We start from the raw sequence: 14396 nt of genomic DNA on the forward strand, positions 1-14396 counted from the left end.
GGGAATAACAAAAAGAGCCCTAAAATATCGATGATCTCTGCCAAAATTTAGGAAAATCCGCAGATTATACCCATAATAGTACAAAATCATCCAAAACAAACACCACATCGCCACCAAAATCAGATAAAATGGGTAATATTCACTCAGATTCGGACACACCCGCCAAAAAACGGACAAAAATCCAATATTTTCCTAAATTATCGATAAATATCAATTATTTGTACGATACCCCCGCCAATACAGCAATGGCCCCTGTAGATCAAAATATAACCAAATTGAAGCGCATTTCTCCAATTAAGGCACAAATTGCCGTTTTTTCCACAACACATATATGGGGTGAACAAGAGAGGTACATGGGCAGGGGTGCAATACCTTCAAATACGGCACCGATTGCGTTGATATGCCTATCATGCAGATTACAGAAGAGGGGACCCTATGCTTCGCGAAACGATTGCTCCCTTCATCACCTGCAAAATCAATTCCAATCAGATAATCCAAACCGGACTGAATATTCATGACCATTTACTCATCCAATCAGCAGCAGATTGCTGCCAAAATCGATCCTGACTCACAACTCTCCCAATGGAAAGACTGGCAATGGCAGATTCGTCATGCCATTAAAGACATTGCAACCGCCGAACGGCTGCTGGGCATCCGGCTTCCTCCCGAAAAACGGGCCCGACTTGAAGAGACGATTGACACATTCCCTCTCAGCATCACCCCGTACTACCTCTCGCTCATCGAGGCAGAGGACTACGAAAACGACCCCGTCTTCATGCAGGCCGTCCCCTCTGAAGCAGAGCTCATCATCGAGGACTGCGACATGCCAGACCCCCTTGCAGAAGATACCGACAGCCCCGCCGCCTGTATCACCCACCGCTACCCCGACCGGGTACTCTTTCTCGTCAGTAATGTCTGCGCCATGTACTGCCGTCATTGCACCCGTAAACGGCGGGTGGGTGACATCGACTCCATCCCGGACCGGGACGCCATCCGCGAGGGGCTCAACTACATCGCCGAACACCCTGCTATCCGTGACGTCCTCCTCTCCGGGGGTGACCCCCTCATGCTGCCCGACGAATACCTCGACTGGATCCTTACCGAACTGCGGGCCATCCCGCATGTCGAAGTCATCCGGATCGGCAGCCGTGTCCCCGTGGTTCTTCCCTACCGGATCACCTATGACCTCGTCCGTGTCCTGCAAAAGCACCATCCGCTCTATCTCAACACTCACTTCAACCACCCACGGGAGATCACCGCATCATCCCGCGAGGCCCTCCGGAAACTCGCCGATGCAGGCATCCCCCTCGGCAACCAGACGGTGCTCCTTGCAGGCGTCAACGACTGCCCGCGAATCATGAAGAACCTCATGCACAAACTCGTCCGTGAGCGGGTCCGCCCGTATTATCTCTACCAGTGCGACCTCTCCGAAGGGCTTGCCCACTTCCGCACCCCCGTGGGCAAGGGTATCGAGATCATCGAGAGCCTCATCGGCCATACCAGCGGATTTGCGGTCCCGACCTATGTCATCGATGCCCCGGGCGGCGGTGGCAAGATCCCGGTGATGCCCAACTACCTCCTCTCGTGGTCAACGAACAAGGTGGTGCTGCGCAACTACGAAGGTGTCATCTCCACCTACCGGGAACCCGACTGCTATGAGCCGGTCTACTGCGACCGCAACTGCGAGGCCTGCACCCTCCAGCTGAAACTGGATGACGCCGATGAGTCGAAGGCGGTCGGCCTTGAAAAACTCCTCTCGGATTATGATGACACCTACATGCTGATCCCGCAGGACACCGAGCGTATCGACAGGCGTTCCGATGAATGACCAGATTGCCCGTCTCGGTGCCTCCCTCATCCAGCACGGCCCCTCCAATGACCGCGTCTACCTGATGCATCTCGCACCGGGGGAGACGGAAACCGTCATCCCGGCAATCGAAGCACTCGCAGAAAAACACGGCTACTCAAAACTCTTTGTGAAGGTTCCGGACGCTGCCAAAGAGAAGTTCACGGAAGCCGGATACCGCATCGAGGCACATATCCCCGGCATGTACGGCGGTACAGAAGACGGCTGGTTTCTGGCCCGCTACCCGGACCCGTCACGGGCCGACGCCGGAGAGGCAAAAACAGCCATTAGTGATGTGCTGACGGCTGCAAAAAAGACAGCTGCAACCCCCACGACATGTCCGCTCCCGGACGGGTACGAGATCGCTGAAGCAACCCCGGATGACGCACCGGCACTCGCTGCACTCTACCGGGAGGTCTTTGCAACCTATCCCTTCCCCGTTCATGACCCCGCCTATCTCCGGGATACAATGGACGATGATGTCCGCTACTTCCTCATCAAAAACGGGGACACAGTGGTCGCGGCCTCGTCAGCTGAGGTTGACCACGCAGGCCAAAACGCGGAGATGACGGACTTTGCGACCCATCCGGCCGCCCGCGGCAGGGGGTTTTGCCCGGTGCTGCTGCAGACCATGGAAGAAGAGATGCGGCGGGCCGGTATCTGCACCGTCTACACCATCGCACGGGCCGCCTTTTATCCCATCACCATCACCTTCGCCCGTGCCGGGTACCGGTTCGGCGGGACACTCATCAACAACACCCAGATCTGCGGGGCGTTCGAGAGCATGAACGTCTGGTACCGGTCGCTTGGGGAATGATTTCTGCCCCACCCCATCCCTTTTATCATCTTCCCGCCTGAGAATACGGCATGGAACGCCACCTCACGCACCACGACATCGGGCGGGGTGACTATGTCCTCTACTGGATGCAGGCATCCCAGCGGGCAGAGCGGAACGCTGCGCTGGACGCCGCCATCCGGGAGGCAAACCAGCTTCATAAACCGGTTTTGGTCTGTTTCTGTCTTGACCCACGGGGTGAGGGGCGGCAAATCCGCCACCTCAGGTTCATGCTGGAAGGACTCACCGAAACCCAACATCTGCTGGAAGAGCAGGGCATCACATTTATGCTCAGGAGCGGCCCGCCGCATGAAGTGGTTCCCGTCCTTGCAGAGGATGCATGCCTGGTGGTCACCGACCGGGGATACCTGCGGGGCCAGCGTGAGGACCGCTCCCGCCTTGCAGAACGGCTGGACATCCCGTTCATCGAAGTCGAAGGGGACGTCATCGTCCCGGTGGAGGTCGCCTCCCACAAAGAGGAATGGTCAGCGGCAACCTTTCGGCGGCGGATCACTCCCCACCTCGACCACTTCCCAATGCAGTCACCAACACCAGCGGTGACGGTCAGGGGAGCTCCCACGGAATATGAAACGCTCCCATTGGACCGGCCGGAAGACCTCATACGTTCCCTCAACCCGCTTGAGGACGCCGGGCCTGCTGCTTTCGCGGGGGGACTCTCCGAAGCCCGCCGTCTCCTTGAATGGTTTATGACCGGGAAACTCAGCCGATACGCAACAGGACGGAACGACCCGAACGCGGATGTCCTCTCCTGCATGAGTCCATACCTCCACTTCGGGCAGATTTCACCCCTCGAAGTCGCACTCCGGGTCAGGGGACACAGAGGAAATGGAGAGAACGCCGCCGCATATCTCGAAGAACTCATCGTCCGCCGTGAACTCTCGATGAACTTTGTGCACTACGACCCCGACTACGCAACACCTGCCTGCCTCCCGGACTGGGCGAAGAAGACGCTTGCAGAACACGCCCGTGATCCCCGCGAATACGTGTATACCCTCAGGGAACTGGAGGAGGCATTGACCCATGACCCCTACTGGAACGCCGCACAAACCGAGATGCGGATGACCGGGAAGATGCACGGCTACATGCGGATGTACTGGGGAAAGAAGGTCATCGAATGGTCACAAACACCTGAAGAGGCATATAACACTCTCCTCACCCTGAACAACCGCTATGAACTGGACGGGCGTGACCCGAACAGTTACGCGGGCATTGCCTGGTGTTTCGGAAAGCATGACCGGGCATGGAAGGAGCGGCCCGTCTTCGGGAAGGTGAGATACATGAATGCCAAAGGGCTCCGGCGAAAGTTCGATGCCGGCCGGTATGCGGCCCGGTTCGGTGATACATACAAAAAAGGATGACACGCTGCACAGGGGGGAGATTCCGGCATTCTCTCTCCCTAATAAGGGCAGGGAGCAGAACGCGTAATGCGTCAGCGTGATTTCCAAAGATTCATCAGCCTGTCAGGTTTATGTTCAGCATGGATCAGACGGCCTTCTTCGTCGCCTTCTTTGCGGCCCTTTTTGCCATAGCAAACCCTATCGGCAATCTCCCGTTTTTTATCATGTACACTAAAGATGCGTCCAGTACACGCATCCGCCAGGCCATCGCTATCCTTCTTGGCCCGGTCATCTTTGCGACCATCGTGCTCTGTATGTTCTTCGGCTCCTCTGTGCTCTCCTTCTTTGGAATATCACTGCCGGCATTCCAGATAGCAGGGGCTATCATCCTTGTAACGATTGCAATGTCCATGATCAGTGGAACCCATACCGAACAGGTGCATGCAGCCACCTCATCCGAACATGCGACTACGCCGTGGAAGGCAGCGGAAGCCTACATACCCACCATACTCGTCCCCCTTGTCATTCCGATCTATGTCGGGGCGGCGACGATCACCGTCTCTGTCCTCTATGGCCATCAGGCAGTTGCCAATGGGTGTCTCATCGGTGCCATCGGGGTCGTTGCCGTCATCTGTCTTATGATCGTCCTCTGTAACCTCTCCTCAGACCCTATCATGCGGGTATTGGGACCACAGGGACTTGAGATCGTGGTGCGGGTGTTTGGCATCATTCTCCTTGGCATTGCGGTGCAGATGTTTGCCGAAGGGGCAGGGGATATGGTGGCAACCTTCATTCACACCAATATGTCCGCCACGGCGGCAGGGACATAATACGCCCCCCCTATTTTTTTACCCGGCCGTCACCATCTTCCGGCAGGAAAGGAATGCCTATCATCCGCCATACCGTCACTATCACCGCCGGATGAGTCGTACATCTGATTTTAGCGCCGCAAGGGCCCTGAGAGCACTTGCTTCCTTGTCCTTTATTTCAAGCATGATATCGACATCCAAAGGGCGGATCTCTCCTGTGAACCGGAGAAGATCGTCTATATCAATTGTGGCTGCATGCTTTCCCGGCCGCCCCTTTGTGTCCTGCGTGCTGTAGTCCACCATCGGGATGCCATCCGAAGGCCCCCATGTCGTCGCCACCTCCGGGAAGATATCCGCCACCGGTTCCTCACCCGAGGCGTTCACCCGGTGATGAAGGGTGTCGAATATGACCGGTATCCCGGTCTCCGCATGAATCCGCAGACACTCGCGGGACGTGTACCGGCGATCATCGTTTTCGATCACAAGACGGCGGACAATCGGCTCGTCCAGGGAGAGATACCGGTCAATGAACCGGCCAATGCTCTCCTCCCGGTCACCATATACCCCCCCGACATGGAGCTGGATCTTTGCGGTCGCGTCAAGGCCGAGGAGGTCAAGCACCTCCGCGTGATAGGCGAGTTCAGCAACGCTTCTCTCAAGCACATCCGGGTCTTTTGCGTTGAGCACAATGAACTGATCCGGGTGCATGGAAATCCGCATATGATGGTCGCGGATATACGTCCCAATCGCAGCGAACTCCTCTTGTAAGGACTCCTGCCAGTCCGCGGTGCAGACCGGGTGCGAAGCAAACGGAACAAGGTCTGAGGTGATGCGGAAGAAGAGAATCCCGTTAGACGCATTATACCGGAGTATCTCTCCCAGACACCGGAGATTCCCCTCCACCGTCGAGAGCAGGCGCTCGTCGGTGTATGACCGGAGGCGGAATGTCCGGCTGCTCCGGCAGGGGAGCGACTGGTTGATGCAGGGGTACCCGATCTTCATGGTCAGACGGGAGAGTGTTCGCCCCCATGGGTTATATCTGCCGGTGTGAGCAACTCCCGCTTCCTGAACAGATATCATAATGCCGTCGGGGACAGTACCCTCTCCCACACTGCACCGGGAACCACAATCCTGCAGTGAGAATTCATATGGCGATATCACCAGAAGCTGAGGAAACGCTCCGCAGACTGGAAAGGACAGGAGACAGGGAGATCATCCAAACGGTCATGATGATGATCGAGACGGAAATGATACAGGACATGGGTGAAATGGTCCACCTGCTGATGAAATCGGAGTGGGAAAACCGACATTCCCTGAATACAACCGGGCAGGCTCTGGTCGCCCTCGGCGCAGAGGCAGTTCCCGCCTGCATCGAGGCGTTCTCCGACGCCTGCTGGGGAATGTGCTTTGAGCTTCAACGCATACTCACCGTTATTGGTCCCTCGGCAGAACCCCTGCTCATCACGGCACTTAAATCGCCGGACCCACGGGTCCGGGGTTACGCTGCAGAGACCCTCGGCGAGATGCGGGCGGAAGCTGCACTGCCGGACTTGCGGGCACTCTTCACCGACCCGGAAAGATCTGTCCGCCGTGAGGCCTCCCGTGCCATCGGGATGATGGCCCACACACCGGCGGGGTCAACACTCATTGCGGCCACCCTTGCGGACCCCGATTCCCGTATACGCAGGAGCGCAATCCGGGCGGTTGGTATTTCCGAAGACCCCCTCTGGTGCTGGTACCTTGCAACACTCATCACCACACAGGACTGCACCATCCGGCATGCAACCACTGCTGCACTGGGTAAACTGGGCCCTCCCGCAGTACCTCTCCTTGAAAAAGCCCTGATGGACTCATCCGGCCGTGTGCGCCATACAGCGGCGAAAGGACTCGGGAACAGTGCACTCACGTCTTCCATTCCCGCTCTTGCCGCAGCGCTCGCAGATACCGACCCGGACGTACGGGAGGCGGCGGCGTGGTCACTCCACCGTATCGGCAGACCGGCAACGACAGTGCTTATCCGGGCCCTCTCTCATCCTGACAACAATGTCCGGCGCATCTCAGCAGACAGCATTGGAGAGATGAAAGAAGAGCGCGCAATTCTCCCCCTTCTCCGGACGGCAGCATCCTGGCCGGACTCACGGTGCCGTGCCTTCACGGCACTGCGGCGTATCGGCGCCCCCTCAGCCCTCCTTATCTGCACAGCCATTGCAGATGGGACCATATCTCCGTCTCTTGCAGAGAACGCCCTCACGTCCATCGGCCTGCAAGCAGTTGACGTTCTCTGCCTCGCCCTCTGGAACCCCGATGCCACGGTGCAGCTGACAGCGGTTTCGTCACTCATCAGAATCGAGGAGAACAAACGCAAACCGCACTGTGTCTGTGATTATATCGGTCCCATTCGGGTGCAGAGGCGGGTGGGCCCTCCGCAGCCCGGTCTGGGTTCGCGTCTTGCCCCGGCGGTGCCGGCCCTCATCATTCTGCTCCGTCATACCGACCCGGCCCTTCGCAGGCGTGCGGCGGAGGCGCTGGAATTGTTCATAGATACCCCACCCGCACAGACAAATTGAAGTGCAGGCCGGAGATTACGTACAGAGGAACGAACATTATGCCAGTCCATGACATCAGGATCATCAAACCGGGCAGCATCCTCATCGATGCCTTTGAAGTGCCCGCATCACAGACCATCGCGATGAAAAAACGGACCGGCATCGGCGGTGGGTCGACGGTCACATATCTTGCGTCCGACAAGACCGTTCTTGTCGACACCGGCTATGACTACGAGGAGAACACCTCTGCTGAGAACCGGGATGCGAACAGACAACGCCTCATCCACTGCCTCATGGATGCGGGCCTGACGCCTCAGGATATCGATATCGTGTTCATCACCCACTGGCATGCTGATCACTTCATGAACCTCTCACTGTTCCCCGAAAGCGAGGTGATCTGCTCAGAGGCCGTGGTGCAGCGCCATGGTCTGGCATTCACCGGGGTTGCAGACAAAACAGAGATTGCAGACGGCATACGGGTTTGCTGCACTCCAGGCCATACCGTTGACCATGCCTCCCTTCTTGTCACAACCGAACCACTCCGCTACCGGGAACGGACACAGTCAGGGGGCAGTATATCCGGCATCGGGAGCGTAACCGTCGCTGTCGCAGGGGATGCCATCATCGATGCGGCGTATTATTGCACGGAAAAATTCTGGGACTATAACGCGGACTTTTATTCCCATGAGGCAGCACGGACAAGCAGTGAGACTCTCAGCGCACAGGCGGATTTCATCATTCCGGGTCATGGGACACTTTTCCGGAACATCCGGAAAGATGAATCCATGATAGCACGCAAAGAACAAGACCCAAATCAGTGAGAAGCCGCCCGCATGACAGGCAGCTGCTCCACGCCTTCGCTGACCCAGTTCCACGCCTCATCCTGACGGCAGAACGGGAAGAACCGGACGTCGGTATTCGGGAAGATGAAGAAATGGTCGACATAGGTCAAACGCCGTTCCCAGTCGCGGTCACCGATTATGGCCTCCCGCTCGACATAGAGCAGCCGTGAATCCTCCCGGACATCATCATCCATCGCCCCCATATCCTCGCTCTGGAGATCTGAGATATCAATAAAAAGCCGTATCAACCCGAAATTCTTAATCGTCCGGCGCAACGCCGGCAGGAAATCTTCCATATAATCCTCATCCGTGATCTCGCCAATGAACCGGAACCCCAGTATTGGTCCATGGCTTTCCGGCAGTCGTTCAATCATATCTTCTTTACCCCCATCGCAACACCACCGAACCGATGCACGCACCCTCTCCGGATTCCCGTCAGTGGGACAGTGCATCACAACGTGGTGTCTGTGGTGTGGCGATACTGTGGTGAAACGGATACATATACTTTGCTGCACGGGTGATTCGCAGGGGTGCGGGCGTCTCTCACAGGTTACATTCCCGGCATTTCTGGCACCGGCAGTCGATGTTGTCAATCTTATCGGTGAGCGCCCACTGTTTGAGATGCTTGATCACGTCCATCAGCCCAAGCCCCGCTCTCTGTCAGGAAATACTCACTCTGCACCGGAAAGGTTTCTGCATCAACCTGTTTCCCCACGAGCCCCTCTTCCTCCAGCTCGCGCAGCCGCTGCGAGAGTACCTTCGCAGTAATACCGTCAGGAGCCCCTTTTAATTCCGAAAACCTCCGGGTATAGTCATCTCCCTTATAGAACTCAAAAAGGACCAGAAGGACCCATTTTTTCGTCATATGGTGTGAACTCCCATTACCACAGGTGTAATATATACACTCCAACCCCCCATCATTTTCAATGGATCTTTCCCTTTCCGCATCCTCACACCACACTGTTCTTGCCCGCACCATCGCGGCTCTCGCGAACAGCGGCGGAGGGCGATGCATCATCGAGGGTGAACCGAAGGTAGGAAGAACGCTGCTCAAAACTGCCCTGCAGGAGATCCTGCCATCTCCTGACTATTCCGACACCAGCGGCACCCCCTCACCGAAATCGGCGACGGCGGGTACGGTCATCATCGTACGTCCGGCAAAGGTGGCAGTCAGAGAAGAGGAAAAACGAATAATTGCTACGGTCACACCGGGGGACTCGCTCTGCACCGTCGGGGGAACGGCTGTGGTCTATGAAGACGGGGCAGTCCGGCCCATCACTCTCACCGAAGTCGTAAGAAGGGCCGGTTCGGGGGGATAGGACCACGCTGCACCGATTACAACAGGATTGGAAGAGGGGAAGGAGAATGCCAGAATAATCCACAGCCACCTCATGACAGCGGGTGCGTATACTCTTTTTTGATGCATGTAACCCCCCGGTTATTCGATGTTCATCCTCCTATTTTGATCATTTATACCCTACAGGATGGATGTATGTTCAGGGAGCGGGGGGCGCCTGAGGCAGCCGGTCCCGCAACCGACAACGAGAAAGGAGTGATCCACCAAGTGAAAATGTGTTCAAAGACAGAGAAATGTCAGGCCCTGAAAGGGGCTCCAGATTGATGTTTTTAAGGTTCGGACCGGGTTTTTCCCGCCGTCCGGACCCCGAGCCATCAGATGAGTGATAAATTACAATATCCCGTGTATACCAAAAACCCCTGATACTACCAACCCGGGAAAAAAACCTGCTGACGTACATGATGTTCACCAGACCCAATCACACTAAAACCAATCCACCCCACAGCAGGGAAAAAATCCCGGAAATCAGGACTATACCGGTATGCCGGAAAATATCTCACACCTTCTTTATTCCGAGAGTCACCCAAAAAGATATCAATCAAACCGCGGGCTGACTCAGGATACTCATTCAGGAGAATTACCGATGATTGGCACATCCAAAAAAACCCGTCTGTTTTCTGCAATTATCATTGCAGCGTCATACAGGCTGAACTGCGGGCGTGTAGTCAACGGTAATGACACATCTGTCGGGCAATCATTTTCAGCCAAAAACCGGTTCATAACCGGCACATATCACGTTTGGGATAGCAAAATTCCCGAAATATCGATGCCGGAACACCAGAGAGGTGCAATATGAAAATACCGATACAAAACAGGCAACACATACAGAAAAAAAACGGCAGGAGTATACGCCCATACACGTTAGCGGCGTGCACCTGCACGGAGGTATCCTCACTATGAAGATTTCACATCATGGCATCCGCAGCCTTGCAACAGAACTTGCACCATTTGAGGGAATTACCCTTGAAGAGCTGAAGAACTCAGATGCCCAGCTCCTCAACAGAAAAGAGCGTAAATTTCTGATGACACGGGACCAGTTCTCAGACCTTCTCACCCGTCTTACCGGTTCATACCGGGTGGTTGAAATAGAGAATGACAGAATGAGCGGGTATTCGACCGAGTATTATGATACCGATTCATTTCTGACATACCTGCAGCACCACAACGGCAAAGCCAACCGCTTCAAACTGCGGGTCAGGCATTACCTCTCATCGGGAGATTCCTATCTTGAGATCAAGGAGAAACGAAACACCGGGCGCACAACGAAGCAACGTATCCAGGTGGCAAACGATGCGACATTATCGGAACCAAAACCCAGGGCATTTCTGACCTCGGCGTTTCCGTATGACTACCGGGCGTTTCACCCGGTACTCACGACCGACTACACGCGAGTCACCCTTGTCTCACGGAAACACCCGGAACGTATCACGTTTGATGTGAACCTCTCATTCCACACGGATGTTTGTGAATATTCCTATCCGGATGTCGTTGTGGGAGAAATAAAACACAACTGCCCCCTGCGGCAGTCACCAGCGGGTGCGGTGCTGCATACCATGGGAATCAGGAATACCAGCTTTTCAAAGTACTGCACCGGGATATCTCTGAACTATGCAGAGGTGAAGCATAACCGTTTCAAGAAAAACCTGCTTCTCCTTGAAAAACTTTCCAGAGGAGGGAACAGCGTATGCTGAGTGATACAAACCTTATATTTATCCTGGGGTTCTTCATCAATCTCCTGTTTGCGTTCATCATCATACGCTTCGTCTACTACCCACGCCAGAGCCAGCATACGTACCTCTTTACGTTCCTCGCTTTCAACACGGTGATCTATTTCATCATGGGTCTCTTCACGAGCGTGGAACTCTCCATAGGAGCCGGATTCGGGTTGTTTGCGCTCTTTTCAGTGTTGCGCTACAGAACAGAGACAGTCCCGATTCATGAGATGACATATCTCTTTCTCATGGTCGCACTCCCGGTTCTGAACTCCATTCTCATCAGCAGCTCCCAGTATGAGGAGCTGATCCTCACCAATGTGCTCATAACCGGAGTCATCTGGGCGCTCGAGAATGGCTGGGGTTTTACCAACCGGATGCACAGCAAAGAGATCGTCTACGAAAAAATCGATCTGGTGCACCAGGATAATAAGGAAGAATTGCTCGCGGACATACGGGAGAGAACCGGCCTGAATGTCGTCCGGTTTGAGATTGACAAGATCAATTACCTGCGTGATACCGTGAATGGACGGATCTTCTATCTGGAAGAATCCGGTCGAAGAAAGACATAAAGAGGAAAAACGACATGAAAAAAATCATTGCAATACTCGCGGGACTGATGGTGGCAATAGCGCTCATCGTTGCCGTCCCCGCTATTTTTGGGAATACGAATTCAGACAGTGTAACGACAGGGGTTATTTCAGACACCGCGTCTCAATCGGGTGTGGCATACACTCCGATTTCCGTTGAATATGATGCAGATGACCTGAATGCAGGCACAACCGGCACGGGAATGTCCTCTATTATCCTGGAAGGCAATTCCATCACATTCGATGGCAGCGGTGCAACCGTTGATGGAACAACAGTAACCATCACATCTGCCGGTATGTACAACATCTACGGATCCCTGAATAACGGGCAGATAATCGTGGATACCGATGACAAGGAGACGGTCAGGATTGTCCTGAACGGAGCGGACATCTCGTGTTCGACGAGTGCACCCATCTACGTTCTCAATGCGGAGAAGACCGTAATTACCCTGGCAGACGGCACGAAAAATTCAGTAACGGACGGGAGCTCCTATATCCTGGAGGATGCTGAATCAGACGAGCCCAATGCAGCAATCTTCAGTAAGGATGATCTCACGATCAACGGCGGCGGAACGCTCACCGTCACGGCAAACTACAATAACGGTATTCAGAGCAAAGACGATCTGAAAATTACCAGTGGCATCATCACCGTAACCGCAGTGAACGATGGCATCAAGGGCAAGGATTCCGTTGCAATCAGGGATGGAACCATCACAATAGAAGCAGGCGGCGACGGGATGCAGTCCACCAACGACAGTGATCCCGAAAAGGGATATATCGCAATTGAAGGAGGCACCATCGACATCGTCTCCGGAACAGACGGTATTCAGGCGGAAACAAGTATCTCCATCAGTGGCGGTGATATCACCATTGCATCAGGCGGCGGAAGCGGCACCAGCAGCACCAGTGACGCCTGGGGCAGATGGGACATGCAGACCACAGCTGCTGACAGCGATACGCAGGACAGCGCCAAGGGCATCAAGGCAGGCGTGGCAGTAATCGTTACGGGCGGCGCAATCACCCTCGACTCGTCCGATGATGCCATCCATTCGGGTGACAGTATCACGATTACCGGTGGAACGATTGAGGCCGCATCCGGAGATGACGGTATGCATGCCGATTCATCCCTGACGATCAACGGCGGAGAAATTACGATCACAAAGTCCTACGAGGGTCTTGAAAGTGCCACCATTACGATTAATGACGGGACGATTCACATTGTCGCAAGCGATGACGGGATTAACGTCGCCGGAGGGAATGACGGCTCCTCGGTGAACGGCCGGCCGGGCCAGAATGCCTTTGACACTGTCGGGAATTACTTCCTGTATATCAACGGCGGCTACACGGTCATCAACTCCGGCGGTGACGGGCTTGATTCTAACGGGTCAATCGAGATGACCAGAGGCGTAGTAATTGTGAACGGCCCCACAAACAACGGGAACGGAGCACTGGACTGTAACGGTGCGTTCGCAATTACCGGCGGATATCTTGTCGCAGTCGGCAGTTCCGGCATGGCAGAGACCCCTGACACATCGTCCACCCTCAATTCCGTGAAGGTGACATACGCATCCACACAGACTGCAGGCACGATGGTTCACATCGAAACCGAAGACGGAGAAGATGTCCTCACCGTTGTGCCGACCAAGGCATATCAGTCGGTCGTGTTCTGTTCTGCCGAACTGCAGGATGGAGTGACCTATGTCGTCTACTCCGGCGGAAGTTCGACCGGGACAGCCGCAGACGGCCTGTACTCCGGCGGAACATATACTCCCGGCACCGAGATAACGACCTTCACGGTCTCGGGCAGCGTGACCTATGCCGGTTCATCAACTACAGCCGGAGGTGCACCCGGCGGCGTTGCGCCCGGCGACGGGGGATTCCCCGGCGACAGGCAACCACGATAATAGAGCCATAGGGATGTGGCAGGAGAATACCTGAATCCTGAACCAACACCGGATAGAAGGAGGAGAATAAACGCGAAGACCAATTTCGTTCCATGAGACGGGATGGTACAAACGACAGGGAACGGGAATATCCCTCACCCCCTTTTTTGAGCAAAATGCTCCCAATATCAACAAAAACGATTAATAACCCAACCAAAATGAGAATACTCATCCGGTGCACAGTGCGGAACCCGTCGCAACAATTCCTGGACCGGGGATACATCGGAAATATCCCGAAGGCAACAGGCCCTATATCGTGGGGCATTCACTATTGGCAGACTCGCGCTTCTGGTATCAGCCGTCAGAAAATGAAGCAGTCTCCCTGCGGGAAAGACGTTGTGAGGCATTCCGCAGAGAAAAGCGTGAGTATGGAGAGAGAACAGACAGACCATTGGATGAATAAGCGTTCCCGATTCGGGGATGAAATCGCTGATTTGCCATTCTGCTCCCATTATCACAAATTCACCCATATACTTATTGCCACTGCGGTTTTTTTCCTAATTGTCAGTAATGAGTGATATCTATGAGAACAATTTCGAAATATTCAGCCCTTAGCAT

General features: G+C 54.8%; 13 protein-coding genes. 10 read left to right on the forward strand and 3 right to left on the reverse strand.

Annotated features, from left to right (window positions below; translation table 11 throughout):
- Positions 1 to 514 precede the first annotated feature (514 nt).
- From kamA to OU421_RS02460, 4 genes are all read left to right on the forward strand, one after another.
- Complete coding sequence (kamA, locus tag OU421_RS02445) at positions 515 to 1828, forward strand: lysine 2,3-aminomutase (protein WP_268187019.1); 1314 nt, start codon at positions 515 to 517, stop codon at positions 1826 to 1828.
- Entirely contained in the window at positions 1821 to 2663 is an 843-nt protein-coding gene (gene ablB / locus OU421_RS02450; protein ID WP_268187020.1) for a putative beta-lysine N-acetyltransferase, read from the forward strand. The genes kamA and ablB overlap by 8 nt, the downstream gene beginning before the upstream one ends.
- A gap of 50 nt (positions 2664 to 2713) precedes the next feature.
- Positions 2714 to 4060, forward strand: a complete 1347-nt coding sequence (locus OU421_RS02455; RefSeq protein ID WP_268187021.1) for a deoxyribodipyrimidine photo-lyase — start codon at positions 2714 to 2716, stop codon at positions 4058 to 4060.
- Positions 4061 to 4179: 119 nt separating this feature from the next.
- A complete protein-coding gene (locus OU421_RS02460; RefSeq protein WP_268187022.1) occupies positions 4180 to 4869 on the forward strand; it encodes a MarC family protein in 690 nt (229 codons plus the stop codon).
- Between the two features lie 81 nt (positions 4870 to 4950).
- Here the strand turns inward: OU421_RS02460 and uvsE are convergent, their stop codons facing one another.
- Positions 4951 to 5958 carry a UV DNA damage repair endonuclease UvsE gene (gene uvsE, locus OU421_RS02465; protein ID WP_268187023.1) on the reverse strand — a complete coding sequence of 336 codons (1008 nt, stop codon included), beginning with the start codon at positions 5956 to 5958 and terminating at the stop codon, positions 4951 to 4953.
- Between the two features lie 38 nt (positions 5959 to 5996).
- On the opposite strand from uvsE, the gene OU421_RS02470 reads away from it, so the two are divergent.
- Positions 5997 to 7415 (forward strand): HEAT repeat domain-containing protein, encoded by a 1419-nt coding sequence (locus OU421_RS02470; protein WP_268187024.1) that lies wholly within the window; start codon positions 5997 to 5999, stop codon positions 7413 to 7415.
- A 38-nt stretch (positions 7416 to 7453) separates the two neighbouring features.
- Positions 7454 to 8215 carry an MBL fold metallo-hydrolase gene (locus OU421_RS02475; RefSeq protein ID WP_268187025.1) on the forward strand — a complete coding sequence of 254 codons (762 nt, stop codon included), beginning with the start codon at positions 7454 to 7456 and terminating at the stop codon, positions 8213 to 8215.
- Here OU421_RS02475 and OU421_RS02480 read toward each other — a convergent pair.
- On the reverse strand, positions 8209 to 8610 hold the full coding sequence (locus OU421_RS02480) for a SpoIIAA family protein (RefSeq protein WP_268187026.1): 402 nt from the start codon (positions 8608 to 8610) through the stop codon (positions 8209 to 8211). The genes OU421_RS02475 and OU421_RS02480 overlap by 7 nt on opposite strands.
- A gap of 221 nt (positions 8611 to 8831) precedes the next feature.
- Positions 8832 to 9101 (reverse strand): winged helix-turn-helix transcriptional regulator, encoded by a 270-nt coding sequence (locus tag OU421_RS02485; protein ID WP_326493516.1) that lies wholly within the window; start codon positions 9099 to 9101, stop codon positions 8832 to 8834.
- Between the two features lie 61 nt (positions 9102 to 9162).
- Between OU421_RS02485 and OU421_RS02490 the strand changes: the two genes are divergently transcribed.
- The 4 genes from OU421_RS02490 to OU421_RS02505 all read left to right on the forward strand — a co-directional run bounded on the left by OU421_RS02490 (position 9163) and on the right by OU421_RS02505 (position 13799).
- Positions 9163 to 9555, forward strand: a complete 393-nt coding sequence (locus OU421_RS02490; protein ID WP_268187027.1) for a hypothetical protein — start codon at positions 9163 to 9165, stop codon at positions 9553 to 9555.
- A gap of 934 nt (positions 9556 to 10489) precedes the next feature.
- On the forward strand, positions 10490 to 11284 hold the full coding sequence (locus tag OU421_RS02495; protein ID WP_268187028.1) for a polyphosphate polymerase domain-containing protein: 795 nt from the start codon (positions 10490 to 10492) through the stop codon (positions 11282 to 11284).
- Entirely contained in the window at positions 11278 to 11877 is a 600-nt protein-coding gene (locus OU421_RS02500) for a DUF4956 domain-containing protein (RefSeq protein ID WP_268187029.1), read from the forward strand. Before OU421_RS02495 ends, OU421_RS02500 begins: the two co-directional genes overlap by 7 nt.
- Before the next feature lie 14 nt (positions 11878 to 11891).
- Positions 11892 to 13799 (forward strand): carbohydrate-binding domain-containing protein, encoded by a 1908-nt coding sequence (locus OU421_RS02505; protein WP_268187030.1) that lies wholly within the window; start codon positions 11892 to 11894, stop codon positions 13797 to 13799.
- The last annotated feature ends 597 nt before the right edge of the window (positions 13800 to 14396 follow it).

The sequence above is a fragment of the Methanogenium organophilum genome, assembly GCF_026684035.1.
GTDB lineage: Archaea > Halobacteriota > Methanomicrobia > Methanomicrobiales > Methanomicrobiaceae > Methanogenium > Methanogenium organophilum.